The organism is Mesobacillus sp. (assembly GCF_047739415.1).
In the GTDB taxonomy this organism is placed as follows: Bacteria; Bacillota; Bacilli; order Bacillales; family Cytobacillaceae; genus Mesobacillus.
In genome coordinates, this window is record NZ_JBIQOE010000043.1 from 48420 (window position 1) to 72490 (window position 24071).

At 40.7% G+C, this 24071-nt stretch carries 29 protein-coding genes and 1 other annotated feature; of the genes, 23 read left to right on the plus strand and 6 right to left on the minus strand.

Annotation, left to right across the window (positions count from 1 at the left end):
- Positions 1 to 97 precede the first annotated feature (97 nt).
- The 4 genes from hutU (at position 98) to selB (ending at position 6512) form a co-directional block, all read left to right on the plus strand.
- Complete coding sequence (hutU, locus tag ACH0QE_RS03655) at positions 98 to 1759, plus strand: urocanate hydratase (protein ID WP_415799334.1); 1662 nt, start codon at positions 98 to 100, stop codon at positions 1757 to 1759.
- A 259-nt stretch (positions 1760 to 2018) separates the two neighbouring features.
- Positions 2019 to 3299 carry an imidazolonepropionase gene (hutI, locus tag ACH0QE_RS03660; protein WP_415799336.1) on the plus strand — a complete coding sequence of 427 codons (1281 nt, stop codon included), beginning with the start codon at positions 2019 to 2021 and terminating at the stop codon, positions 3297 to 3299.
- Entirely contained in the window at positions 3268 to 4209 is a 942-nt protein-coding gene (hutG, locus tag ACH0QE_RS03665; RefSeq protein WP_415799337.1) for a formimidoylglutamase, read from the plus strand. Before hutI ends, hutG begins: the two co-directional genes overlap by 32 nt.
- 419 nt (positions 4210 to 4628) lie before the next feature.
- Entirely contained in the window at positions 4629 to 6512 is a 1884-nt protein-coding gene (gene selB, locus ACH0QE_RS03670; protein WP_415799338.1) for a selenocysteine-specific translation elongation factor, read from the plus strand.
- 419 nt (positions 6513 to 6931) lie between these two features.
- Here selB and ACH0QE_RS03675 read toward each other — a convergent pair whose 3' ends face one another.
- Positions 6932 to 7441 (minus strand): DUF3231 family protein, encoded by a 510-nt coding sequence (locus tag ACH0QE_RS03675; RefSeq protein WP_415799416.1) that lies wholly within the window; start codon positions 7439 to 7441, stop codon positions 6932 to 6934.
- 255 nt (positions 7442 to 7696) lie between these two features.
- Here ACH0QE_RS03675 and ACH0QE_RS03680 point away from each other — a divergent pair, with 255 nt between their 5' ends.
- A complete protein-coding gene (locus ACH0QE_RS03680) occupies positions 7697 to 8278 on the plus strand; it encodes a hypothetical protein (protein ID WP_415799339.1) in 582 nt (193 codons plus the stop codon).
- A 21-nt stretch (positions 8279 to 8299) separates the two neighbouring features.
- On the opposite strand, the gene ACH0QE_RS03685 is transcribed toward ACH0QE_RS03680, so the two are convergent.
- Positions 8300 to 8503 (minus strand): thioredoxin, encoded by a 204-nt coding sequence (locus tag ACH0QE_RS03685; RefSeq protein ID WP_415799341.1) that lies wholly within the window; start codon positions 8501 to 8503, stop codon positions 8300 to 8302.
- Positions 8504 to 8737: 234 nt separating this feature from the next.
- Here ACH0QE_RS03685 and ACH0QE_RS03690 point away from each other — a divergent pair, with 234 nt between their 5' ends.
- From ACH0QE_RS03690 to ACH0QE_RS03725, 8 genes are all read left to right on the plus strand, one after another.
- Positions 8738 to 9334, plus strand: coding sequence for a class I SAM-dependent methyltransferase (locus ACH0QE_RS03690; protein WP_415799342.1), 597 nt, complete (start codon positions 8738 to 8740; stop codon positions 9332 to 9334).
- 115 nt (positions 9335 to 9449) lie between these two features.
- Positions 9450 to 10571, plus strand: a complete 1122-nt coding sequence (gene dnaN, locus ACH0QE_RS03695; protein WP_415799344.1) for a DNA polymerase III subunit beta — start codon at positions 9450 to 9452, stop codon at positions 10569 to 10571.
- 28 nt (positions 10572 to 10599) lie between these two features.
- On the plus strand, positions 10600 to 11304 hold the full coding sequence (locus ACH0QE_RS03700) for a class I SAM-dependent methyltransferase (RefSeq protein ID WP_415799345.1): 705 nt from the start codon (positions 10600 to 10602) through the stop codon (positions 11302 to 11304).
- 17 nt (positions 11305 to 11321) lie between these two features.
- Positions 11322 to 11771 carry an NUDIX hydrolase gene (locus ACH0QE_RS03705; protein ID WP_415799346.1) on the plus strand — a complete coding sequence of 150 codons (450 nt, stop codon included), beginning with the start codon at positions 11322 to 11324 and terminating at the stop codon, positions 11769 to 11771.
- Between the two features lie 60 nt (positions 11772 to 11831).
- Positions 11832 to 12215 (plus strand): HIT domain-containing protein, encoded by a 384-nt coding sequence (locus tag ACH0QE_RS03710; RefSeq protein WP_415799347.1) that lies wholly within the window; start codon positions 11832 to 11834, stop codon positions 12213 to 12215.
- Positions 12196 to 12666: an NUDIX domain-containing protein gene (locus ACH0QE_RS03715; protein WP_415799348.1), complete on the plus strand. Its 471-nt coding sequence runs from the start codon at positions 12196 to 12198 to the stop codon at positions 12664 to 12666. The genes ACH0QE_RS03710 and ACH0QE_RS03715 overlap by 20 nt, the downstream gene beginning before the upstream one ends.
- Before the next feature lie 432 nt (positions 12667 to 13098).
- The gene (locus tag ACH0QE_RS03720) at positions 13099 to 13707 is read left to right on the plus strand and encodes a LysE/ArgO family amino acid transporter (protein WP_415799349.1); all 609 of its coding nucleotides are present in this window, start codon (positions 13099 to 13101) and stop codon (positions 13705 to 13707) included.
- Positions 13708 to 13712: 5 nt separating this feature from the next.
- A complete protein-coding gene (locus ACH0QE_RS03725; RefSeq protein WP_415799350.1) occupies positions 13713 to 14456 on the plus strand; it encodes a metallophosphoesterase family protein in 744 nt (247 codons plus the stop codon).
- Between the two features lie 45 nt (positions 14457 to 14501).
- On the opposite strand, the gene ACH0QE_RS03730 is transcribed toward ACH0QE_RS03725, so the two are convergent.
- Both ACH0QE_RS03730 and ACH0QE_RS03735 read right to left on the minus strand, forming a co-directional pair.
- A complete protein-coding gene (locus ACH0QE_RS03730) occupies positions 14502 to 14942 on the minus strand; it encodes a hypothetical protein (RefSeq protein WP_415799351.1) in 441 nt (146 codons plus the stop codon).
- A 100-nt stretch (positions 14943 to 15042) separates the two neighbouring features.
- Positions 15043 to 15180 (minus strand): hypothetical protein, encoded by a 138-nt coding sequence (locus ACH0QE_RS03735; RefSeq protein WP_415799352.1) that lies wholly within the window; start codon positions 15178 to 15180, stop codon positions 15043 to 15045.
- A 200-nt stretch (positions 15181 to 15380) separates the two neighbouring features.
- Here ACH0QE_RS03735 and ACH0QE_RS03740 point away from each other — a divergent pair, with 200 nt between their 5' ends.
- From ACH0QE_RS03740 to argS, 6 genes are all read left to right on the plus strand, one after another.
- Complete coding sequence (locus ACH0QE_RS03740) at positions 15381 to 15581, plus strand: hypothetical protein (RefSeq protein WP_415799353.1); 201 nt, start codon at positions 15381 to 15383, stop codon at positions 15579 to 15581.
- The gene (locus tag ACH0QE_RS03745; protein ID WP_415799417.1) at positions 15582 to 15851 is read left to right on the plus strand and encodes an OsmC family protein; all 270 of its coding nucleotides are present in this window, start codon (positions 15582 to 15584) and stop codon (positions 15849 to 15851) included.
- A gap of 70 nt (positions 15852 to 15921) precedes the next feature.
- Positions 15922 to 16521: an RNA polymerase sigma factor gene (locus ACH0QE_RS03750; RefSeq protein WP_415799354.1), complete on the plus strand. Its 600-nt coding sequence runs from the start codon at positions 15922 to 15924 to the stop codon at positions 16519 to 16521.
- A complete protein-coding gene (locus ACH0QE_RS03755) occupies positions 16505 to 17413 on the plus strand; it encodes a hypothetical protein (RefSeq protein WP_415799355.1) in 909 nt (302 codons plus the stop codon). The genes ACH0QE_RS03750 and ACH0QE_RS03755 overlap by 17 nt, the downstream gene beginning before the upstream one ends.
- 91 nt (positions 17414 to 17504) lie before the next feature.
- On the plus strand, positions 17505 to 17969 hold the full coding sequence (locus ACH0QE_RS03760) for a GNAT family N-acetyltransferase (RefSeq protein WP_415799356.1): 465 nt from the start codon (positions 17505 to 17507) through the stop codon (positions 17967 to 17969).
- 39 nt (positions 17970 to 18008) lie between these two features.
- Positions 18009 to 18221 (plus strand) — a binding site (T-box leader).
- A gap of 42 nt (positions 18222 to 18263) precedes the next feature.
- Entirely contained in the window at positions 18264 to 19961 is a 1698-nt protein-coding gene (argS, locus tag ACH0QE_RS03765) for an arginine--tRNA ligase (RefSeq protein ID WP_415799357.1), read from the plus strand.
- Between the two features lie 38 nt (positions 19962 to 19999).
- Here the strand turns inward: argS and ACH0QE_RS03770 are convergent, their stop codons facing one another.
- Together ACH0QE_RS03770 and ACH0QE_RS03775 are read right to left on the minus strand one after the other, a co-directional pair.
- Positions 20000 to 20296 carry a HesB/YadR/YfhF family protein gene (locus ACH0QE_RS03770; RefSeq protein ID WP_415799358.1) on the minus strand — a complete coding sequence of 99 codons (297 nt, stop codon included), beginning with the start codon at positions 20294 to 20296 and terminating at the stop codon, positions 20000 to 20002.
- 351 nt (positions 20297 to 20647) lie between these two features.
- Positions 20648 to 21811 carry a TIGR04053 family radical SAM/SPASM domain-containing protein gene (locus ACH0QE_RS03775; RefSeq protein WP_415799418.1) on the minus strand — a complete coding sequence of 388 codons (1164 nt, stop codon included), beginning with the start codon at positions 21809 to 21811 and terminating at the stop codon, positions 20648 to 20650.
- A gap of 224 nt (positions 21812 to 22035) precedes the next feature.
- On the opposite strand from ACH0QE_RS03775, the gene ACH0QE_RS03780 reads away from it, so the two are divergent.
- The 4 genes from ACH0QE_RS03780 (at position 22036) to ACH0QE_RS03795 (ending at position 23973) form a co-directional block, all read left to right on the plus strand.
- Positions 22036 to 22506, plus strand: coding sequence for a hypothetical protein (locus tag ACH0QE_RS03780; RefSeq protein ID WP_415799359.1), 471 nt, complete (start codon positions 22036 to 22038; stop codon positions 22504 to 22506).
- Between the two features lie 132 nt (positions 22507 to 22638).
- A complete protein-coding gene (locus ACH0QE_RS03785) occupies positions 22639 to 22842 on the plus strand; it encodes a DUF1657 domain-containing protein (RefSeq protein ID WP_415799360.1) in 204 nt (67 codons plus the stop codon).
- 56 nt (positions 22843 to 22898) lie between these two features.
- Positions 22899 to 23102, plus strand: a complete 204-nt coding sequence (locus tag ACH0QE_RS03790; RefSeq protein WP_415799361.1) for a DUF1657 domain-containing protein — start codon at positions 22899 to 22901, stop codon at positions 23100 to 23102.
- 10 nt (positions 23103 to 23112) lie between these two features.
- Positions 23113 to 23973 carry a DUF421 domain-containing protein gene (locus ACH0QE_RS03795; RefSeq protein WP_415799362.1) on the plus strand — a complete coding sequence of 287 codons (861 nt, stop codon included), beginning with the start codon at positions 23113 to 23115 and terminating at the stop codon, positions 23971 to 23973.
- Positions 23974 to 24071: the final 98 nt, after the last annotated feature.

Genomic DNA, 24071 nt, shown 5'->3' on the forward strand with positions numbered 1-24071 from the left:
AGGCTTTGGTAAAGCTTATTGTTGTTTTTAGACATGGAACGGAAATCAACAGCGTATTTAACAGCCGAAAAATAAAAAAATGAGGAGTGTGTAAACAATGACAATCGAAGCGAAACGAAATATTAAAGCAAAAAAGGGTCTTGAACTGGAATGTAAAGGCTGGGAGCAAGAAGCTGCATTAAGGATGCTTTATAACAATCTTGATCCAGAGGTCGCTGAAAAACCGGAGGATCTAGTTGTATACGGTGGTATTGGCAAAGCGGCGCGAAACTGGGAAGCATTCGACGCAATTGTTGATACGCTGCGCAGGCTGGAAAATGATGAAACGATGCTCGTCCAATCTGGTAAGCCTGTAGCTGTTTTCAAAACGCACAAGGCTGCACCAAGAGTTTTAATATCCAATTCCGTCTTGGTTCCTAAATGGGCGAATTGGGACCATTTTCATGAACTTGATAAAAAAGGCTTGATGATGTACGGACAAATGACTGCAGGAAGCTGGATTTATATTGGTTCACAGGGAATCCTTCAGGGGACATATGAAACATTTGCCGAGGTTGCGAGACAGCACTTTGGCGGCACCTTGAAAAATACTATTACGTTGACAGCTGGACTTGGAGGCATGGGTGGAGCGCAGCCTCTCGCAGTCACGATGAACGATGGGGTTTGTATTGCTGTTGAAGTCGATCCAGAACGGATCAAAAAGCGGATAGATACGCGATATTGCGACAGGATGACACATTCAATTGATGAAGCCATTGAGTGGGCTAAGGAAGCCAAGCATAAAGGAGAAGCCCTATCAATCGGTCTAGTCGGAAATGCAGCCGAAGTCCACCTTGAATTATTGTCCAGGAATTTTAAAGTTGATATTGTAACGGACCAGACTTCTGCACATGACCCGCTAAATGGATATATTCCGGTTGGTCTTACTTTGGAGGAAGCAGCTAAAATTCGCGTGGAAAATCCTGAAGAGTATGTAAAGCAATCATCTTTCTCAATGGCTAAGCACGTCGTATCCATGCTTGAATTCCAACGGAGAGGTGCAGTGACATTTGATTACGGTAATAACATCCGTCAGGTTGCCAAGGATCATGGGGAGGAGCATGCTTTCGATTTCCCTGGTTTTGTTCCTGCTTATATCAGGCCCCTGTTCTGTGAAGGAAAAGGACCGTTCCGCTGGGCAGCTTTATCAGGAGACCCAGCTGATATCCACCGGACAGATGAACTGATCAAGGAGCTTTTTCCGGAAAATGAAGCCCTTCAGCGCTGGATTGACATGGCCCAGGAAAAAGTGGAATTCCAGGGTCTGCCTTCACGGATTTGCTGGCTTGGCTATGGTGAGCGAGTGAAAATGGGGTTGGCAATTAATGAACTTGTGCGAAAAGGTGAATTGAAAGCGCCGATCGTAATTGGACGCGACCATTTAGATAGTGGGTCCGTTGCCTCTCCAAATCGCGAAACAGAAGCAATGAAGGACGGCAGCGACGCAGTCGGAGACTGGGCGATTCTCAATGCGCTAGTAAACGTTGCAGCCGGAGGATCCTGGATCTCTGTCCACCATGGCGGAGGAGTTGGCATGGGATATTCCCTTCACGCAGGAATGGTCGTAGTGGCGGATGGCACAGACCTTGCTGAGGAAAGACTTAGAAGAGTACTGACTACAGACCCAGGCATGGGAGTAGCCCGCCACGCAGACGCAGGCTATGATAAAGCGATTGAAACAGCGAAAGAAAAAGGCGTCGACATCCCGATGCTTCCTTAAATTGTAAAGAGGCAGTGTTTGAATTGATTGAAACCACACATTGCCCGTGGCTATTAAATGACTAATCGGTCGCAATTTTAGTATACGTTTAAGAAGCTTAATGTATATTAGCACTGTTGATTGGAGTGGAAGGTGCGAAGACGCCTCGGAACCTCGTGCGTGGACAGGGTTGAGGAAAATACAATCAATGTCCTGCGGAATGCGAAGCGCCTGGAACGGAAATCAACAGGTCAATTCGAGAAAGAAAGGGTGGAGAAGATTGACATACGATTTATTAGTACACAATATCGGCCAGCTTATTTTACCCAATAGCTCTGAAAAGCCTTTGAAGGGGCAGGAAATGAAAGAGCTGAACATAAGTGAAAACGCAGCAATAGGAATCATGGATGGGAAAATTGCCTGGCTGGGTTCAAGTGCTGAAGCCGAATCACTAAAGGCTTCCGAAAGAATTGACGCCCAGGAAAAGGTTGTTTCCCCTGGTCTTGTTGATCCGCATACTCATCTGGTTTTTGGGGGATCTCGTGAACATGAACTATCCTTGAAGCAAGCTGGAGTACCTTACTTAGAAATCCTTGCTCAGGGAGGCGGGATTTTATCGACGGTAGGATCCACTAAAAAAGCCACAGAGGGGGAATTGTTTGAAAAAGCTTCCTTCCATCTTGAAAGAATGATTTCTTACGGAGTTACGACACTGGAAGCCAAAAGTGGATATGGCCTGGATGCTGAGACAGAGCTCAAGCAGCTGAGAGTGGTTCAGAAATTAAAAGAAAAGTACCCTGTTTCTGTGGTTTCGACATTCCTGGGTGCCCACGCTGTTCCTCCCGGCTTTAAAGGGAAGGAGGATGAGTTCCTGGAAGAAATGTCCCGCCTTTTTGATGATATTAAGGAAGGCAAACTTGCCGAGTTCGTTGATATATTTTGTGAAACAGGTGTTTTTACCATCGAACAGTCAAGGATGTTTCTACAACAAGCAAAGGACAAGGGATTCGGCTTGAAAATTCATGCTGATGAAATTGATCCGCTTGGCGGAACTGAACTTGCCGTGTCGTTAGGGGCAGCAAGTGCAGACCATTTGGTTGCCGCCTCAGATGAAGGAATTAGGCAACTAAGCCAAGGGAATACAGTAGCTGTTCTGCTTCCAGGAACGACATTTTACCTGGGGAAGGACCATTATGCCCGGGCAAGAAAGATGATTGATGAAGGGGCGGCAGTCGCTTTGGCGACAGATTTCAACCCTGGAAGCTGTGTTACCGAGAACCTGCAGATGATTATGTCACTGGCAGCTTTGAAGTTGAAGATGGCTGCGGAAGAAATCTGGAATGCAGTCACGGTCAATGCTGCCCATGCAATCGGGAAAGCCTCCGAGGCAGGGACATTAGAAGAAGGGCGATCAGCCGATTTCGTCATCTGGGATGTGCCTAACTACAAATATATCCCGTACCACTTTGGTGTGAACCACGCACAAAGTGTTTACCATTCTGGTAAAAAACTTTGGGAAAGGACACCTTATGGTGAAATTCAGTTATCTTCAGCCAGGTAAGCCTGTAATTTTCAAGGACCGGTTCGTCACAAAGGTAAATGAGTGTCTGATACCTTATTCTGAAGGGGAGAAAGGGGAGATCGGCTTAATCGGTCTTCCATTCTCTAAAACATCTATTTCTTTATCACAGGCTTCAGACGCGCCGAAAACAATCAGGGCAAGCTTGAGTTCATTCTCCACTTTTTCTGGTGAAAAAGAGAAAGATTACAATGGAATTAGGATTATTGACTTTGGCGATGTGCATACCCATCCCACAGATTTGGAGGAATCCATCGAGAGACTGCATATCAGTGTTAGGGAGATGCTTGAAAAGAACGCCTGTCAAAGGTTTATCATGCTAGGCGGAGATCATGGTGTCAGCTATCCTTCCATACGCGCTTTCAAGGAACATTACGGTGAAGTAGGGGTTATCCAATGGGATGCACATCATGATGTAAGGAATCTTGATGATGGCGGACGGACAAATGGGACACCATTCCGAAGTCTAATTGAGGGTGGTCACTTAAAGGGGGAGAACCTTGTCCAAATTGGTATTCGTGATTATGCGAATGCGAAGGAATATCATGATTATACAAAAGACAAGGGAATCTATGTCTATACAATGGAAGACATAGAGAATACAGGGATACTTCATATCATTAAAAAAGAACTGGAAAGACTATCTGAAATAGTAGAAATAATATACTTATCTGTTGACATGGATGTCGTTGACCAGGCTTTCGCGCCCGGTTGCCCGGCAATTGGACCGGGTGGGATAACCAGCCGGGAATTACTTGCAAGTATTGCCGCTGCCGCTTCCCATGAAAAAGTTAAGGCGATGGATATCGTAGAAATAGATCCTTCGAAAGACTTCCGGGATATGACAAGCAGGCTGGCAGCCGCCGCTATGCTCCGTTTTATGTACAACTGACACTCATAATAAACAGCCTGCAGACCATTCTATTTGTCTGCAGGCTGATTTTTTTAAGGTAATGTTGGGCAAAATGCCTGGATTTTATAGAATATCCAGTTTGGCAACCAGAATTTAAAGGTGCGCCTGGATATTCACAGTGATATCAGTAACTGTTATCTTGACTTCAACATGCTTTGACCCTTCAATAATTGTTATTGCTTGTCACTCATTTTCTTCACTCCCTGAAAAATTATTTCGTTTTATTAAGTTGTAATTATGAAATAACTATGGACAGAAGGTTAATTTTTGAATGGATGATTATTCTTGAGCTTTTAGCAAGAATTTGCAGAAATATAATTGTCTAATTTTCGTTGCTTGAACTATTTAGCTTTTAAAGTTAGAGTTATTTTATACATATCAAAAGAAGGTGTAAGCATTTGAGCAAGAGGTATTTTACCATAGGGATGGCAGGTCATATTGACCACGGGAAAACATCGTTGACTAGGGCGTTGACGAACGTGGATACTGATCGCCTGAAAGAAGAAAAAGAACGGCAAATTTCAATTGAACTTGGCTTTGCGCCATTATATGAGGATGAAGAGCTGCAAATTTCCGTCGTGGATGTGCCTGGACATGAGCGGTTCATCCGCCAGATGATTGCCGGCGTGGCTGGAATTGACCTTGTAGTACTGGTGGTTGCTGCTGATGAAGGGGTCATGCCACAAACAAGGGAACATCTGGATATACTAGGCTTCCTCGGAATACGTTCTGGTATTATTGCAATCACAAAGATCGACAGGGTGGAAGAGGAGTTCATAGAACTTGTGAAAGACGATATTTTAAGTGAGCTTGAAGGCTCAGTCTTTGAGAATGCACCTTTTATGATGGTCGATAGTCTATCAAAAAAAGGAATCCATGAATTAAAAGAATTGATCATAGAAAAGCTGAAAGAGCAAGAAATGCGTGATGCTAAGGGGGCTTTCAGGCTGCCGATTGACCAGGTATTTACGGTTAAAGGACAAGGTACCGTAGTCAGAGGCACTGTTTATGAAGGGACAGTTGAAGAGGGCCAGCTTTTAAAAGTCTTGCCGTCCGGAGTTGAAGTGAGAGCACGTCAGCTGCAGGTGCACCATCAGCCAGCAAAGTCAGCTTACGCAGGGCAGAGAGCAGCCATCAATCTATCAGGTGTCTCAAAAGATGATCTTGAAAGAGGGGAAGTCTTAGTCTCTTCTGAACATTTTATCGTAACGAATACGATTGATGTCGCAATCAGGGTTGTTGAGGACCTTGAGCATTTGGTAAAACAAAGGACCCCAATTAAGTGCCATATCGGTACCGCCGAAGTAATGGGCCGGATTGTCTTTTTTGACCGAAATGAACTAAAAGAGGACAACGGGGAGATACTTTGTCAGCTCCGTCTTGATGAAAAAATCGTCACGAAGCGCGGGGACCGGTTCATCGTTCGCAGGCCAAGTCCGCAGGAAACGATTGGCGGCGGGTGGGTAATCGACCCTCGTGGAAATAAATATCGATTTGGCCAGCAGACAATTGAAGAGCTGGAGAAAAAGAAGGCAGGTACTCCAATTGAACGAATTAATGCCGCTTTATATGAAGCAAAGAGTTTATCTGTCGAAGAACTGATTAAGCGAACTGCTCTGGATGAAGGATCGATTTTGACCAACTTGAATGATGAACAATTCGTCCGGATTTCGAATAAGGAATATGCTCTTGTATCAGTAGTCGAAGTCATTGAAGAAGATATAAAGGACCGTCTAGATAATTACCATCTAGAAAACCCTATGCGAACTGGCATGAACAAAGCCGAACTGCTTCAATCACTGCAAAAAACATTCTCTAAAACCCTGCTTGAATTCATTATCGACAACGGCATCAACAAGGGCTTATTTTCCAGGAAAGAACAGTATATCTCCCTAGCCAGCTTTGCTCCCCATGTCCCGAAAAACTGGGTGAAGCGGACAGAGAATCTGCTTAATGAACTAAAGGAAGATGGCCTAAAAGTTGCTTATCTGAATGATTATATAAAAAATGCCGGCATCCCAGACTCCATTGCGGCTGAATTGAAACGTTTCCTTGAAGACCAGGGTGAAATCGTCCTTCTTGATGATCAATATGCCTGGTACGGCGCTCATTTTGAGGATGCGGTGGAGAGACTAAGAAAACATACAGGGGATGAGTTTGAGGTACCGCAGGCCAAGGAAGCAGTGGAGTTATCGCGGAAATACATGATTCCTTTCCTTGAGCGCCTTGATGCACTAGGATATACAAGAAGAGTTGAGAACAAGAGGGTTTGGAAGAAATAATCTAGGGATGTTTACATGGATTGTTGCAAGCTACAGGTTACTTCAAACAAAGTCTTATTTTTAGAGGAGATTACTAAATGGTTGTTTCACAACCATGCTTTTGTTCGAAGATGGGTACAGGTTTCGGACAGATTTTTTGAAGGAAACCAGCTGGATTTTGTCTGAACATGGGTATACTTTGGACAAAATTGAGAGAATTCAACGTGCTTTTGTTAGAACTTGGGTGTACTTCGGACAAAATTGAAGGAACCCAACAGAAATTTGTCCGAACACGTGTACACTTCGGACAAATTTGAAGGGTACCAACAGGAATTTGTCCGAACCATAGTATACTTCGTACAAATTTGATGATCAATCCAAACAGCAGATCCTAGAGGGCCTGCTGTTTTTCATTTATTAAGTTTACATAATAATATTATTTAACTTTCTGTGGACTTAACTTGCAACGGTGGGGGGATTAGCCATCCTTTAGTTTTATTCAGTTTCAGCATCTTTGCACCGAATTGTGCTTTAGCCATATGGAACTGACCATACATAACAGCGATATCTTCCCTGATGGCTTGTCCAATCATTGTACTGGCTGCTACCAATCCTTCTGCAACATCCTTCGAAACAGCAGCGGCAATTTCAGGGTCATTGAATCTTGCTCCCGGTGGAATATCTTCCAGGTGAGCAACCGGGCGTTCAGGAGGGGCAGGAGGGAGACCAATTCCGTTTGACTTAAGCAATTCCTCAACCTGCTTGTTTTCTTCCTGCATTGCTTCAATGGCTTCTTGCACTAGTTTTTTAAGGTCCTCATCACCAATATGATTGATAAACGTCTGGTATGCTGCAATCAGTCCGTGATTGACGGATAGATGGCTCCACGTGCCATATACCTCACCATAATGCATTGGTTCATCTTTAGGATTCCCGCTTAATATTCCCATGATCGCACTCCTTATCGTTTCTATATTCATGTTTTTTCTCCTTATGAAAGGAAGTTTGTCCATTGATTATTTTACTGAATGGAGAAAATATCATACCCTCTTCCTTGTGGGAAATAAAGGGAAAAGCGATTTATTTCAGAATTACATTCTGGTAGGTAATAAACCTACAGAGAGCCGCTTTTGAGTGATAAGAGGTAACATTATTTAGAAAAGTCTGTTTTAGATATGGTACAGTAAAAGTGAAAGGGTGATTTTTTGAACAAATCATTTTTAGCGTTTATTTTAACGATAGGCCTGTTTGTTACTGGCTGCAATAATGATCAAGTAAAGGACATCAAACTAGACCGACAGACTATTGAACAAGCATTGTTGGACAGTGGAATTGATACTGACAACATTCTCATTACTGAGGAAATAAGGGGTGAAAATGCTTTTTCTATATATGAAAAGGATGATGGATTTGGGATCATTCAGTTTGTGAATACAATAAAAGGATGGCAATACAGAGGGGCGTCAGGTTTTGAACAACTTGCATCCGGAAATCCGAAGCCTGTAACCTTTGGGGCTTCAACCTGGTTATTGGGAGAGAACTCTTCAAATGGGAAGAATACATATAACACTGTTTTCATCGGAGAAATCCATGACCCGGAAATTACAAAGATCATTTTAGAGGTCAATCATGGCAAGTACAGTGCAAAAATCTTACCCAGCCATAATAGGAAGTTATGGTACTATTTATCAGGTGCTGAAAATGCCGAAAGCCTTACAACAAAAATCTCTGGATACTCCTCTGAAGGAAAATTAAGGTATGAAAATTATCTCAACTTGCCGGAATGAGAGCTTTTTAATTCCAAGCTCTCATTCCCCAAAAAATCCTTCATAAATTTTGCTGAGATCATCCCTTAGCTTTTCAACCTGGACAAACCTGGCTTCCCTTAAATATTCTCGCCCATCTGCATAGAGAACGAGTACAGGGACGGTGAACGCCATCAGGAAACCTGCTATTTCTTCGACCTTTTCAGCATTGACCAGACCGGTTTCGATTTTAGGGAAATCTTTCATCACTTCCTCAACCTGAGGAAGCAAACCATGGCAGACACTTCAGCTGTCGGTCAATACATAAATAAAGCTTAATTCATTATCACTGATCAAGCTTTTAACTTCATCCATTGTCGTTAATTCTCTCATTAAATCTACCTCCATATCTTATTGATACCCATTTAAAAATAGATTAGCCTTATGCATAGTAATCATACTATAAAAAGGGTTATGGGTATAATAAGGAGGGGTGATAGAATGGGCAATACGTGGAATGAACGTTTTGGGTCTGAACAATATGTGTATGGTGAGGAACCAAACCTATTCATAAAGAACCAGGCGCACAGACTGGAAAAGGGTAGGAAGGTTGTATGTTTCGCGGAAGGAGAAGGCAGGAATGCTGTTTACCTTGCGAAACAAGGTCTTGATGTCACAGCTTATGACTATGCGCAGAATGGGTTGAAGAAAACTGAAGCACTATCTGAAAGCAATGGAGTGAAAATCGAAACTGAACAGAAGGATTTAATCCACGATTCAGTCCCAGATGCAGAATTCGACGCAGCAATCATGGTTTTCGGTCACTTTGCCAAGCATGATCAAAAGACTGTCTTTGATAAATTAGTACATGCTGTAAAACCAGGTGGCATTGTCATGCTTGAAGTATATTCCGAGGATCAGGTCCAATATGGGACAGGCGGGCCAAAAACAGTAGATATGCTTTACAATCCAGCAGATCTGTTACAATGGCTGAAAGGATTTAAAGTGTTGCATTTCTTCTACGGAGAACAGGAACGAATTGAAGGTCAATTGCATACCGGGACTGGTCATGTGATCCAGGTGATTTTGGAAAAATAAAGCTTTTTATATTCAGCGACTCTTCTGAAAAGAAGGTCGCTTTTTTCTATTTTTACAAGGATTTTCCAATGTTTTGTCGAATTTAATACATAGGCAAATTGAAAGGACAAAGGCCATGAATTTTATAATTGATAGAAGCTGTTTTTATGAAGCTTTATCCGAATTAAGCAGGAGTATTTCAGCAAAAACAGAACTGCATATCATGAGCGGTATTAAAATTACAGCCCACGCAAATGGATTAACCCTTATCGTTTGTAACCACTTATTTTTCATTGAAAGAACTATCTCGATTGAGGCTGATAGGAAGTTGACTGTTTATGAAACAGGAAGTGTTGTTGTACCTGCAAAATATCTAGTGGAATTGGTGAAGAAGCTTCCAGAGAAACTTATAGTTGAGTTAACGGATCGACAAAAGCTATCAATCAGGAGTGACGAAATCTCTGTAGTGTTAAGCTGTTTTGACGTAGAGACATATCCTAAGCTTCCAGTCATTAACCTTAATAGAAGTGTCCAAATACCCGGCCGTCTTTTACATGAGATGGTGAGCCAAACGGCGTTTGCTGCCTCTTCAATTGATACACGCCCCGTGCTGACCGGATTGCTGGTCACATTTCAGGATGCAAAAATCAAATGTGCAGCAACTAATTCCCACAGACTGGCTCTGATAGAGAGCGAAATAGAAACTGACATTGAAGGCTCCTATATTATGCCGCTAGCATCAGTAAAAGAATTCATGAGATTGTTCAAGGAATCAACAGCTATGATTGCTGTTTACGTAAGTGAGAACTATTTTGTCTTCAAAGTTCAAAATCTCGCAATGTACTCAAGACTAATTGAAGGGAACTATCCTGACCTTGATAGTCTCATTCCAGCACATCCCAAGACAATGATTACGGTCCAGACCTCCAAACTATTAAAGGGAATCGACCGGGCAAGTTTATTTAACCGGGAATCCAGAAACAACAACGTTAAATTGGAATTGATGCATGGAAGCTCCCTTAAGATCTCTTCATATTCCCCGGAACTAGGCAATATTGAAGAAATACAGCAAGTCATTGAACTTCATGGTGAAAAGCAAATATCCCTATCGTTGAACAGCACCTTTTTAATTGAAGCGCTAAGAGCTTTTACCGAAGAAGAGGCTGTATTGAACTTCTTTGGACCGATGAGGCCGATACTGATCAAGCCAAACAGCAACAAACGCCATATTCACCTTATTTCACCAGTGAGAGGCTAAACGAGAGAGTTCTAAGAGGAGGGGTTTTATGAAAGAAACAATTCATAGTTACGAGGATTTATTAAGAATGCTAGATAATCTTCTTAAAGAAGAAAATAAATTCAATTGGGATAATTTTTACTCGGATCGCGAAAGAAAAATTCCTTTTTTTGAAAATCATCCCGATGAGAACTTAGTGGAATATCTTGAAACGAAGAGATTTAAGTCGGGAAAAGCGTTGGAATTAGGATGTGGACCCGGAAGGAATGCAATTTTTTTGTCCAGGAATGGCTTTCTTGTTGATGCAGTAGACCAATCTAAAGAAGGACTGGATTGGGCTGAGGAAAGGGCAAAAGAACAAGGGGTCCATGTGAATTTTATTCAAAGCAATATTTTTGATTTGGAAATTGAAGAAGGTACATACGATCTGGTCTATGATTCTGGCTGCTTTCACCACATCCCGCCACACAGGAGAATGAGTTATATTGATTTGGTAAAAAGAGCATTAAAGCCTGGTGGTGCCTTTGCACTAACCTGTTTTGTCGAGGGAGGAGAGCTGGGTGGAGTCGGCATTACCGATTGGGAAGTCTATAGAGGTAGAAGCATGAGAGGCGGTTTAGGTTTTACGGATGAAAAACTTAAGGGGATTTTTAACGACTTTAAAACAATCGAAATCCGGAAAATGAGGGACATGGGCCCTGAATCCTTACAATTTGGAACCTCTGCACTATTAGCTGCATTATTCAAAAAATAAAAAATGGAGTGAATGAGTTGGGATATATCAGAGAGTTAAGGGAATTAGTAGGCCACAGGCCGCTTATTTTGCCAGGAGCTGTTGTGCTGGTTTTTGACAATAAGGGTCAATTACTTCTCCAGCATAGAAGTGACGGTGGCTGGGGGCTTCCAGGAGGATTGATGGAACTAGGAGAGAGCCTCGAAGAAACTGCAAGAAGGGAAGTAAAAGAAGAAACGGGACTCGATATTGGAGAACTGAACCTTGAGGGCGTATTTTCCGGTGCGGAATATTATTTAAAAGTAGCCAATGGCGACGAACTCTACTCTGTGACTACAGTCTATTCGACACAAGATTATGTAGGTGAACTAGAATTAGATGAGCATGAGTCGATCGATTTGCAATTTTTCAGTTTGGATCGATTGCCTGAAGACTTGCAAAAAAGTTATCTGGATTATATCAAACATTATATTCAACAAAATGCATAGACTAGTGAATAAGTTTGCATAGTCCCGAATTGAAGAAAGGCAATTGAAAGAGGTGTTTACATGATCACTGAACAAAAATGGGAAGATTTTTATTGTGATGAGGTATTATCAGGTAAAACCGTGGTAGAAAAGGTGTATGAAACGGAGCATACCCTCGCGTTTTATCACACTCGGCCATATTATGAGGTACATATTATAATCATTCCCAAAAAACACATTTTATCCTTTTTAACAGTATCCAATGAGGAAACGGAGATTATGAGTGATGTTCTTAAGCTAGTGAAGCAGGTTGCCTCTATGCTTGAAAGGGATTATGGAGCCTGCACGATTTCTACTAACATCGGAAACTACCAGAGCAATAAGCATATGCACTGGCATGTCCATTACGGAGCGAGGGTACGTGACGAACAAGGACGGTTGCTTCATGATCACCAGGCAAAATAATGGCTTTGAATTAATAGAATTCATCGAAATGGATGAAATGAAATTGAACAAGTATCAACCGCTGGCAGGCTCTTATGCGATAATCGAGAAAAATGGCGGTTATCTCCTTGGATTCAATAGCTTGAGGCAACAATGGGAAGTACCGGCTGGCAAGAGGGAGAAAGGTGAAACACCTTTGGAGTGCGCTCAAAGAGAACTGCGTGAAGAAACTGGACAGTTTGTTGAAGATCTTGAATTTATTGGACTGGCAAAGGTTAGGAATCTCCAAAATGAAACTGAAAAGTTTAATCCCATTTATTACTCGACAGTTCATTCTTTATGCCCTTTCCTACAAAATGAAGAAACGACTGAAATAAGACTTTGGGATTTCAAAGATACTATACACATCGACCAGGTGGATTTGGCAATATTAGACACTGTTAGTCTATTAAAGTTGAGGGATAAAAAGTGAAAAATAAATTTAACTTTCGTCAGGCACTATTCACAGGTTTTTTTGTCGCTACAATCATGACGTTCGCTCGAAATATGTTCGATTGGGAAAATGGGATCTACTTAGGTGTTTTTGCTTTTATTGTTACTTTAGCAGTATCCTTTATCGCACAGAAAGTGATTAAAGATTAATTTAAAAAGGACTTATGCCTAAGTCCTTTTTTGTTCTAACATAAAAACGGGGAGCGACCTCGTTCCAGCTCTTTTTATTAATCAATAACGTGTCATTGTTCAAACTTTCTACCTCCAAAAATTGATAGGATATATTTCTCTATCAACAATAATTATCTATTAAAAATGTTTAGTGTTGGATTATTTAAGGTGTAAAAAATCTCTGGTAAGCTATATAGATGAATTAAATCGATGGTATTTAGATGAAGGGGTAGAAGATGTTATGCTAGCTGCAGGAATTCATGGATTCATCCTCGCTTTCGGACTGATTCTTCCTTTAGGAGTCCAAAACGTATTTGTCTTCAACCAGGGATCGATACACAAAAAATATAGAAGAGTATTGCCTGTTATCCTGACAGCTTCGATAAGTGATACACTCTTGATCACTTTAGCTGTTCTGGGTATATCGGTTATCGTTCTGCAAATTGCCTGGCTAAATATACTGCTATTATCAGCCGGGATACTATTTTTAATTTACATGGGTTATTTAACCTGGAAAAGTACGCCCTCTGATATAGCTGCTCAACAGGAAGCTTTCCCCCCGAGAAGACAAATAACCTTCGCAGCCTCGGTTTCCCTGCTTAACCCCCATGCCATCATGGATACAATCGGAGTGATAGGAACGAGTTCACTTACCTATTCGGGACCTGCGAAAATCACTTTTGCGCTGGCCTGTATTTTAACCTCGTGGATCTGGTTTTTCGGTCTTGCCTTCGTTGGCCATCAGATTGGGAGGTTAGAGAAAACAAATGGTATTCTCGGCATCATAAATAGAATTTCCGCTATGATCATGTGGGGTACAGCCATCTATTTGATATTGAATTTTAAGTAGAAGAGGTGAATGATTTGAGGTTTGCAGTCATTACTGATATACATGGCAATCGCCCTGCGTTATCCGCTGTTCTTAATGAAATTGACTGCACAAAGGGGATTGAACATATTTATTGCCTTGGTGATATGATTGGTATTGGACCGGACACAAATGAAGTGCTCGATATTCTTTTTTCTAATAAAAGGATTTCTATGATTACTGGTAATCATGATGAAGCAGTATTAGCTTTGCTAAAGGGTGAAAAGTATCCTGAAAGCCATTTGAGGGCAAAAAAACACCATCAATGGGTGGCAGATAGAATGAATCCTTCTTATATACCGTTATTACAAAAACTTCCGCGTGAAATAAAGATCACAAATGAAGGTCATCGAATTTTGTTTAATCATTATAATCTGGATCATAACGGACATATTAGTCAGGACCCATTCAGTTCCATCGTTGAACCAACTCTTCAAAACATCGAAAAGCTTTATAGTCATAGAGAATTCGATTTAATATGCTTCGGCCATCATCATCCAATCCATTATTTTGAAGGTATGCGCTCTGTATACCTTAACCCAGGTTCGCTCGGCTGCAGCAAGGAAGCTTTAGCTCCATTTAGCATCGTTGAAGTTACTGATAAGGGGATAAAGGTAGATTTGAAAAAAGCAAGATATGAAAAAACTGAATTTCTGTTATCGTATGAGCTGCTGCAGATTCCTGATAGAGAATTTCTTTTGAAAGTATTTCATTCAGTACATTCACATTAAAAAAATAGAGTTCTTCATATTGGAAATGAAGGACTCCATTTTGACCTACCGTCTTCTGCGGCGGCTTTTAAGGTATTCTACAGATGCCTCAAGTTTTTCAAGACGCTGACTTTTCTCTGCTAACTGAGTCTTGGTTTGATTCAATGCCACTTTTACTTCGCTCAATTCAGCTGAAAGCTGTTCGACCTTTTGTTTTAAGCTAGTAGTGTCAGAATCTTGTTCTTTAATATCTGACGGATTTAAAGTCTTTGAAATTAAAGATAAAGTAGTTGGATTTATAAAGCTTTGTACAGTAGTAACCAGGGAGTTAAGTGAATCTGCACTCGATTGATTATTCTCAGCTGCTTTAAAACTATCTGCTACTTTTCCCTCGTCCTTTTTTTTTGATGAATTCTTAAGAATCACCTCTGTAAAATTAAGTATTTCATCTAATGAAGGATCTTTTTTTAAACGGTCAATATGCGGTTTTATATCATTCTCATTCATAAAATACACCCTTTCTATCTAAAATTAAGATCTCCCCGGCTAATACCGGTATAGCCAGGGAGACTGTAAGGAACTTCAGGTCTCAAATCTTTCGAAGAGATTAAGCAGCACCATTATCTACAGCAATTACTTCACCGATGCAAGTGTAAAGAACATCAGCCAAAGCATCCTGACCCAATAAAATCGCAACGACCAAAGCAAGTGCCAACAAAAGAACAACAATCGCAGTGATTAACATCTCTCCACCTCCTCCCATTTAGAAGATAGGTAAGATCCGAACCTTACAACAACATCATATGTAAAAATATCGGACGAGCATCAGCTTGTATCATAGAATAATAAAGTCGGGCTGCCCTTTTTTAAAAAATAGGATATTATTTGAAAAATTGCACAGTTTCTTATATGTTAGAATTAGAAATCCAAGGAGGGGTCGTATAATTGTCCGAACCAATCGCGCTAACGAAGATAACGGTGATCCAGAAAGATACTCCAAATAAAATCAGAGAAGCTTATATTGACGGTTTTAATGAGCCTTTGCTGTTTGGCGTCCATGGTGGAGTAAAGGAGTTCTATGGAGTAAATCCGGAGGTAGAATATCCGTCAACGCTTGACCATATTGTTTCTGCAGCAGGCGGCTGACTGGTAGGAACCCTATCTGGCGCGCTGGAGGCGCGTAAAATACCAACTTCACCTGATAAAGTCATGGCTAAAGTCCAAGGAACAATTGAAGCACCGGAAGGAGTACTTAAAATCACGAAAATCAGCTGTCACTATGAATTGAAGGTCCCTGAAGGAAAAAGTGAAGCTGCCGAAAGAGCAATGACTGTTTTTGAACGAGGATGCCCGGTTGCACAAACATTAAAAGGCTGTATCCAGTTCACACATACTTGGCAAATCGAAGAGTACTAATAAAGCGAGTCCTTATCGGAATAAGATGAGGGCTCATTTTTAATTTATAATGGATAAATAAGGAGCGAAAATGTGTCACACTTTTCATTCTGTTTCGACTTATCGTATAGATAGCGGAAATGAGGTGGGGGAAATAAACGACAACCCAAAAGAAAAACAAGTAATGGAATGGTATGAAATGTACTATAAAGATATTTATCGATTTATCTTTTACATGATCGGAGACAGGCAATGCTGCGAGGACTTTGTACATGACACGTTCCTGCGTGCTTATACCTCCTTTGAAAAATTTGAAAATAGAACAAACGTGAAGACCTGGCTTTTTAGCATTGCCAAGCATCTCGTAATAGATGAAATACGGAAGAGAAAAAGAAGGAAGTTTTTATCATTATTTCCTAATAATCTAGACATCCCCTCATCTCTTAACATCGAACAGTATATTGAACACCGCGATACTATAGAGAGAACACTGGCAGCAATTCAGAAACTTAAACCTGACTACCGGCTTGTGATTACTCTGAAAAAGATTGAAGAGTGTTCTACAAAGGAGATTGCAGAAATCCTGGGCTGGTCGGAATCAAAAGTCAGAAAGACTTTATCTAGAGGATTAGCTGCATTAAAGAAAATGGATGTTGTGGAAGGGGGAGGATATTTTGAAAAATCACTCTGATGGAAATTGGGATCTACTAAGGTCAGTTACACCAGGAGAAGATGAGAGAAATAGAATGAGAAATAAAATCAGGAAATCGATTCGTACCCAAACTGGGCAAAAAGAAAAATACGGAATATTCGAGCTGAAAAATGTTGTATTGACAGCACTATTTGTTATCATTTCCGCTGGTCTGCTAATCCAGTTACAACAGCATTATCAATCCGCCGATGAACAAGGTCAATCCCAGGCTGTGCAAGATTTCACCCTCAATTGGGATTTAGAAAGAATATATAGCAAAAAAAATGAGGAGGGTTACGCTTTTTTTGATGAAAGCAACCGAAAGCAAGTTGGAATAGCTGAGTTCGTAACTGAAGGAGAAAGGGAGAAAATTATCAGTTCCAGGGCCATGAATATGGCAAAAGAAATGGTGAACTTCCCCTATCCAACCTCATTGTATATCGAACACGTCAAAATGATGGATGTGAGCCTCCGCTACCATTTCTTCGTCGAAGCCGGAAAAGAAATCATGCATATCAGCTTTGATTACCCAATGCTTGAATATGCTGAAATATTCCAGGTGATTTCATCTTTAGATTTCAACGACCCTCCGCCATATCGTCATGAAGAGCAGCTTTATGTTACACATGGCTACGGAAATCTTCCTTATCCAGTTGGCATAAGCCCAATTAAGCTTATGGGTGATACAGAAAAATATGTTTGGGATCAAGGAGTACCTCAACGCGTTAAAGATTATATCGAAAATATCAAATCAACAGGTTTATGGAAGCTAATTAAGGATGGGGGTTCATCCTATACATTTGAATCCACCGACGGTTCAGAAATTGTCATAATTTCAGTAAACGGAAAAGAAATCTCCTACGAATATTCTTACCCAAACAGGGAGGAGTAAAGAGATTTTTGAAGCGTATAAAGGATTTCCGAGTAAATGGACGAATTCTTATATATATCTTTTATAAAGGGGAATCCATGAGATTGATTTAGTGCGTGTGAAACAAGATGAGGAACAAATTCTTCAAAATTTAGTTCAGTTTTATATTTACGAATTTACTGTCTTTCAGGATATCAAGCTTGAAGTGAATGGCAGCTTTGCTCCATTTGATTTAAAACCATATTGGGCTGAAGCAGATTTACATGCTTTTTTTATCATGTATGATGGGGAGCTAGCGGGTTTTGCAATGGTCGAAAGTGGAGACCCCAATGTCATTCTTGAGTTTTTTATCATGAGGAAATTTTACCGGAGAGGAATCGGCAAAATTGCAGCCATTAAGCTGTTTGATCAATTCCCTGGAAAATGGAGTATCACCCAGGTTGAGAAAAATGAGCCGGCCAGGAATTTTTGGCGCAAAGTGATTGGCGATTACACCGGCGGCAACTATATTGAAAAGTACGATGAATACAAGCGTTCGATTCAAGAATTTGATTCGCTATTAATCGTGAAAAATTGATTGCAAAAAGTCTTATGGATTGTTTATAATGGTAAAAATATCAAATCGATGAAAAAGAGAGTAGTTATTCTATATTTGCTAAAGCGAGCCAGGGACGGTGGAAGCCTGGTGCATAAGAATAATGAAGCGCACTTTTGAGATGCCTGCCTGAATGGAGTAGGGCTGGCCGGGGTTTTCCCGTTATCAATGTAAGAAGGTTCCGAACTTCGGAACAATTGGAGTGGTACCGCGGGATAAACTCTCGTCTCTTATATAGAGGCGGGAGTTTTTTGTGTTTATAAAGGGGGGTTAATAATGAAATATGTAAAACTTTATTCCGAATTGCTTGCCGCTGAAATGGAGGGCGTTTTTTCTTCTTATGAAATAGAGCGGTTAATAGAGAAACCGAAATTTTTGCACCAGGGAGACTTAGCATTTCCGTGCTTCCAACTGGCAAAAACGATGAGAAAGCCACCATCTGAAATTGCCATAGGTCTATGTTCACGATTGCAAAGCCGGGTCGATGGATTATTCGATCGTTTTGAATCGGTTGGCGGCTATATAAATGCGTTTTTAAATAAGGCAAAAGTCGCCAAAGAACTTTTAAATGAAATACGGCAAAAAAAGAATCATTTTGGTGATCTTCACCTTGGTGAAAGTCAGACTGTAACAATTGATCTTTCCTCGCCCAATATCGCTAAACCATTTTCCATGGGGCATCTGCGGTCAACCGTTATAGGGAATTCACTTTCGCTTATTTATGAAAAATGTGGATACAAGACGGTGAAAATCAACCACTTAGGAGACTGGGGAACTCAATTTGGCAAACTCATCACGGCATATAAGCTTTGGGGCACAGAGGAAAAAGTGAGAGAGAATCCAATACAGGAGCTGCTTGCACTTTATGTGAAATTTCATGAGGCTGCAGAAAGCCAACCGCAGCTGGAACAGGATGGCCGCGACTGGTTCAGACGTCTGGAAAACGGGGATGTTGAAGCACTCAAGCTTTGGAAGTGGTTTAAGGATGAATCATTGAAGGAGTTTAAGAAAATATATGATCTCATGGGGATCGAGTTTGATTCATATGCTGGAGAAGCTTTTTATAATGATAAAATGGAACCAATCATAGAAATGTTAAGGGAGAAGGGACTGCTTGAAGAATCCGATGGCGCACAAGTTGTCAATTTAGATGACCTTGAACTTCCTCCATGTCTTATAAAAAAATCGGATGGCGCCACTTTGTACGCTACTCGGGATTTAGCTGCCGCCAAGTACAGATTCGAAGAATATTCTTTTGTGAAATCATTATATGTTGTTGGCAATGAGCAGAGCCTTCATTTTAAACAGTTAAAAGCTGTGCTTGATAAAATGGACTTTGCATGGGCAGCCGGTATTACTCATGTTCCTTTTGGAATGATGTTAAAGGACGGCAAAAAAATGTCTACGCGTAAGGGTAAGGTGGTTTTGCTTGAAGATGTTCTCAAAGATTCAATACTATTGGCTGAAAAGAATATAAAAGAAAAAAATTCTTCATTGACCAATAAAACAGATATTGCAGAAATGGTTGGGACTGGTGCAATCATTTTTCATGATCTAAAGAATTTCCGTATGAACGATATTGAGTTTTCACTGGAAGAGATGTTAAAGGTGGAAGGAGAAACAGGACCATATGTTCAGTATACATATGCCCGGGCACAATCATTGTTGAGAAAGGGGGTATTTGTAGAACCTAATGGGAACGACAATCTTGCTGCTGTAACAGAATGGCCAGTGATAACCGAGCTTCAAGCATTTCCGGATACAATCAAGAGAGCGATCGAGAGAAATGATCCATCCTTGATAGCTAAATATGTCCTTACACTTTCCCAGGCCTTTAATAAATATTACGGAGAAGTCAGGATTCTTGGAGATGATTCAGAAAAGGCTTCACGAATCCTAATGGTACATGCCGTTAGTATAGTCCTTGAAGAAGGACTGAGAATGCTTGGGATTAAAGCTCCGAAGGAAATGTAAATAAAGAGTCCCTGGTTGATAAAGGGACTCCAATGGGTTCAATTGTGTTCTATATAATTAGCGAAAATTTCACCAGAGGTGTCGCTTAACTTCAGTTCTACATCTGTCTCGTCAAAAAACCATGTATCGTTTGCTTCGACAAAAAAGGTAATTCCATCAATCTCTTGCTGTTCAGCGGCAATGGCAGGTGCTTCAAGGGAAAATGCCAAGCTATAGCCTTTGTTCTTGTCGCCAAACCCCGCATATTGAGGGTAAAGACGGATGTGAAACGGTTTTGGTGAATCAAATTCCTGTTCAAACCATTTGAATGCGTTTTGATCAATCTTGATTGTCATTTTTGCACCATCCTTTCGTTAGTTTTATTGTAAAACCTGAATGGAGCTGGTTGCCGTGCTTTATGTCACAGTTTTTACGTTGTCATGAAAGTGTCAAAAAATAAGAAAAGCGCAAAGGCCTTGGTCAGCCCCAAAAATCGCTGGAGGGCCGACCAGTGAAGCCGCTCTTTGACTTCATTGGGCGGACCGAAGCGACCTCGAGCTTCTCAAAGCTAACGCATATCGCAAGATACTCGAGGAAGCACTCTCCTGGATGAAAACTGGCTAGGCGCTGGAGCTAGACACTAATCTTAGTGCAGAAAGATTTCTTATAAAAATAAAAAACAGCTCCCAATCAGGAGCTGAAGATTTTTACACACTTGATTCTTTTTTACGCATTGCTTCTGGGATATAGATACAAAATGGCTCGCTTTCCATGTAGTCACCGGTCACTGCGTAGGTTCTGGAACGTGAACCACCGCAGACAAAGCGAAATTCACATAAACCGCACTTGCCCTTATATTTGTCAGGAGTTCGCAAGTCTTTAAAAATTGGAGAGTTTCGATATATTTCAGCCAATGGCTTTTCTCGGACATTACCACCAATGAGAGGCAGCAGTCCGGAAGGCATGACATCACCGGTATGGGAAATAAACAAAAATCCGTTTCCGTCATTTACCCCTTTAGGAGCTCGCTTCAAGCCATCGATTACAGAGGCCATATCTTTTGTTAAGGTGTCTTCATAACGGATTCCCTCTGCTTTATTTACTCTGTGTTCTCGTGCTTTTTGTTGAAAAACTACACGTCTGTAATGTTGAGCTGCAGTGGTTTTAATATCGTATGGAGCAGTTTTGCTTACCTCATAAAGCCACCTGAATACCTTTTCGTGTTCAGCAGGAGTAAGGCAGGCATCCAGCTGCCCCCGGCCTGTAGGCACAAGCAAGAAGATGTACCACATCACTACCTTGAGTTCTTTCATCAATTCCGCCATCTGTTCTAGATATTCATAATTATAGCGGGAAATAACAGTATTAAGCTGCAAAGGCATGTTTAATTCGTTCAGGTATTTCACTTTTTCAATTGTCAGGTCAAATGATCCAGGGGTGCCGCGAAAATGGTCGTGTATTTCTGGAGTAGGACCATCAAGGCTGAAAGCCCATCTTGAAAGTCCGACTTCCTTAGCTTTTTGCATTTTTTCTTTCGTCACATTATCTGTGGCGCTAGGTGTCATTGAAACGCGCATCCCTTTTTTAATTGCATACTCCGCAAGTTCAAAGAGATCTTCTCGCATCATACAGTCCCCGCCAGTAAATACAAGCATTGGATTCCCCATGTCGTAAATCTGGTCGATCAGATTTTTGCCTTCTTCTGGTGTCAATTCCATTGGGTCAGCCTTATTCTGAGCATCTGCTCTGCAATGCAAACATTTAAGCTGGCAAGCCCTCGTAACTTCCCAGATAACGATATATGGATTTTCATTAAAGTCAATTCCAGCAGGATGTCCGAACGCTGATTGAGTATGTCCAAATCCATGCATTTTCATCACCAACTTTTTTATCATTTTATTTACTCATTATAAAATAAGAGATTGTAAACGCATGTAATGAATGTTACATAATATCGAAAAAGGATTAAGAGGAAAAACAATACCTTCAGGATTACTCTGTTTCATAAAATTAACTGAAAAATTTGAAACTTATTCACTGACCATTCCGTCTATTTAATGGGAGCAATTTGGTGTTCTGGAAATGGGGGATATCGGTGAAGAAGTCTGTTCTGTGGGTAACCATGTCTTTATTGATTTTATTCTGCATAATAAGTTGGAGTACTTATAGCCGTTATAAGCCCACCCCTCCGGATTTAGAAGTGGTTGTAGCCAAACATGCTGTGGAGGTTAAGCCTGCAACTTATTCGTTGAGGAAATGGGGAAGGACAGCATCGGCAGATACTAATGCCGAACCTGCTGTACTTGTAAAAGACTCTCATCCAATTATTGTTGAGACAGACGACAAGATCAGGCTATTATTCGAACAATCACCTGATTCTGTAAAATGCTATTTATGGGAAATGGATACAGGAAAGCTCGCATATAAAGGACTTAAAGGGTACCCGTTGAACCTTGAGGAGTCGAATATTGCTACTGGGGACTATGCTATGGAGATTCGTGCTAAATGGGGAAATGGCTACGTTTTATATAACACAAGAATTATGGTACATGATGATACCGAATAATCTGCCATTGGTTTGCCGAAAAGCATGCTAATGGCTTTTTCCGTTTTGGAGCTATTTATTTAAGCTGGCATATTTCTTTGCGCTCTTGCCATACTAAAACAGTACCAATTCTCTGAGAAAGAAGGGACCATAATGACTGTAGGAGCTCAAGTAAAACAAACAATCGCTGGTCTAAAGAGTGCTCAAGCAAGTTTGGAGACTTTTGCACTTGGAACAGATAATCAGCAAGCTAAACAACTATATCAGACAGCTGCTCAACAAACTCAAGCAGTTATAGATAGCATTCAACCACGTATGCAGGAAATTGAACAAGAAGAACCACAGTACAAACAGTAAAAAGTCAGGGAGGGCAGGGGGAACCCGCCCTTTTCTTATATATAGGAGTGAAAAAATTGACAATTGCATCAGATGTTAACCAGGTCCTTTCAACGATAAAAGGGATTGAAGCGCAGTTATCTTCTATGGCCCTGAATACTAATAATCCAGAAGCAAGCAAAATCTTTCACGAAACGATGCTGGTCATTGGTGAAATAAAAACGGACCTGCAAAATAGGAAAACTCAGCTTGAACTAGCAGAGCCGCAATATAAAAGCTAGAGGTGAGAAAATGAATGAATGGACGCACATAATCGTTTCGTCTGTCTTGTTTGTAGTGACATTGTTTGCGATTACGAAAATTGGCGGGAAGAAGCAACTGTCGGAGCTATCATTTTTTGAATATGTTTCGGGTATTACCATAGGAAGTATCGCCGGTGAAGTCATAATGGGTCTCGATGGAAATTTATTTCATGGAGTATTGGCAATAGTCATTTTTGGAACCATAACATATTTGCATGACCTCATTGGAATCAAAAGCAAGAAGTTCAGAGATTTTTTTGAAGGAAAGGCAACAGTAATTATTAAAGATGGAAAAGTGATGGAAGAAAATTTAAAGAAGGAAAAATATACAATCGATGAATTGAATTCTTTACTAAGACAGAAAAATGTTTTTAAAACTGCAGATGTTGAGTTTGCTGTTCTGGAACCAAAAGGTGATTTAAGTGTATTGCTAAAAAAAGAAGTGCTTCCTCTAACTGCAAAGGACTTGAATTTGCCCGTAGCTCCTGAAAAAGAAAGCTATACTGTTATAATGGATGGAAATGTATTGAATGACCAACTAGCATCGGCATGTAAAACTAAAGGGTGGCTGGACATTGAGCTGGCTAATCTTGGAGTAACACTTGACAATGTTTTTTTAGGCCAAGTTGATTCTTATGGGAAGTTATTCATTGATACGTACGATGACCAACTGCAGGTTCCAGCACCTCAACCGAGAAAACTATTGCTGGCCATGCTTAATAAATGCCAGGCAGATCTTGAATTGTTCGCTCTCGCAACTGAGTCTTCGAGTACCAAGGAAATGTATAATAAAAATGCAAGAAAGTTGCAAGAAGCCATCCAAAAAGTTAAGCCTTTTTTGAAAGAGTAAGCAGCGGTTTATGTTATCTTTTTCCGGAATATCGATTAGCAGAAATCAAATACTAATTGATGGAGGGGATTTTCAAAACTCCTCTAATTTTAAAAGGG

What these genes read in the sequence shown, in the direction of transcription:
- hutU (WP_415799334.1), top strand. Translation starts at nt 98, where the DNA reads ATGACAATCGAAGCGAAACGAAATATTAAAGCAAAAAAGGGTCTTGAA.
- ACH0QE_RS03690 (WP_415799342.1), top strand. Translation starts at nt 8,738, where the DNA reads ATGGGCAATACGTGGAATGAACGTTTTGGGTCTGAACAATATGTGTAT.
- argS (WP_415799357.1), top strand. Translation starts at nt 18,264, where the DNA reads ATGAAATATGTAAAACTTTATTCCGAATTGCTTGCCGCTGAAATGGAG.
- ACH0QE_RS03785 (WP_415799360.1), top strand. Translation starts at nt 22,639, where the DNA reads ATGACTGTAGGAGCTCAAGTAAAACAAACAATCGCTGGTCTAAAGAGT.
- ACH0QE_RS03795 (WP_415799362.1), top strand. Translation starts at nt 23,113, where the DNA reads ATGAATGAATGGACGCACATAATCGTTTCGTCTGTCTTGTTTGTAGTG.
- dnaN (WP_415799344.1), top strand. Translation starts at nt 9,450, where the DNA reads ATGAATTTTATAATTGATAGAAGCTGTTTTTATGAAGCTTTATCCGAA.
- ACH0QE_RS03770 (WP_415799358.1), bottom strand. Translation starts at nt 20,296, where the DNA reads ATGACAATCAAGATTGATCAAAACGCATTCAAATGGTTTGAACAGGAA.
- ACH0QE_RS03685 (WP_415799341.1), bottom strand. Translation starts at nt 8,503, where the DNA reads ATGAAAGATTTCCCTAAAATCGAAACCGGTCTGGTCAATGCTGAAAAG.
- ACH0QE_RS03775 (WP_415799418.1), bottom strand. Translation starts at nt 21,811, where the DNA reads ATGCATGGATTTGGACATACTCAATCAGCGTTCGGACATCCTGCTGGA.
- ACH0QE_RS03730 (WP_415799351.1), bottom strand. Translation starts at nt 14,942, where the DNA reads ATGAATGAGAATGATATAAAACCGCATATTGACCGTTTAAAAAAAGAT.
- ACH0QE_RS03675 (WP_415799416.1), bottom strand. Translation starts at nt 7,441, where the DNA reads ATGGGAATATTAAGCGGGAATCCTAAAGATGAACCAATGCATTATGGT.
- ACH0QE_RS03710 (WP_415799347.1), top strand. Translation starts at nt 11,832, where the DNA reads ATGATCACTGAACAAAAATGGGAAGATTTTTATTGTGATGAGGTATTA.
- ACH0QE_RS03735 (WP_415799352.1), bottom strand. Translation starts at nt 15,180, where the DNA reads ATGTTAATCACTGCGATTGTTGTTCTTTTGTTGGCACTTGCTTTGGTC.
- hutG (WP_415799337.1), top strand. Translation starts at nt 3,268, where the DNA reads ATGGTGAAATTCAGTTATCTTCAGCCAGGTAAGCCTGTAATTTTCAAG.
- ACH0QE_RS03700 (WP_415799345.1), top strand. Translation starts at nt 10,600, where the DNA reads ATGAAAGAAACAATTCATAGTTACGAGGATTTATTAAGAATGCTAGAT.
- ACH0QE_RS03715 (WP_415799348.1), top strand. Translation starts at nt 12,196, where the DNA reads ATGATCACCAGGCAAAATAATGGCTTTGAATTAATAGAATTCATCGAA.
- ACH0QE_RS03750 (WP_415799354.1), top strand. Translation starts at nt 15,922, where the DNA reads ATGTGTCACACTTTTCATTCTGTTTCGACTTATCGTATAGATAGCGGA.
- ACH0QE_RS03720 (WP_415799349.1), top strand. Translation starts at nt 13,099, where the DNA reads ATGCTAGCTGCAGGAATTCATGGATTCATCCTCGCTTTCGGACTGATT.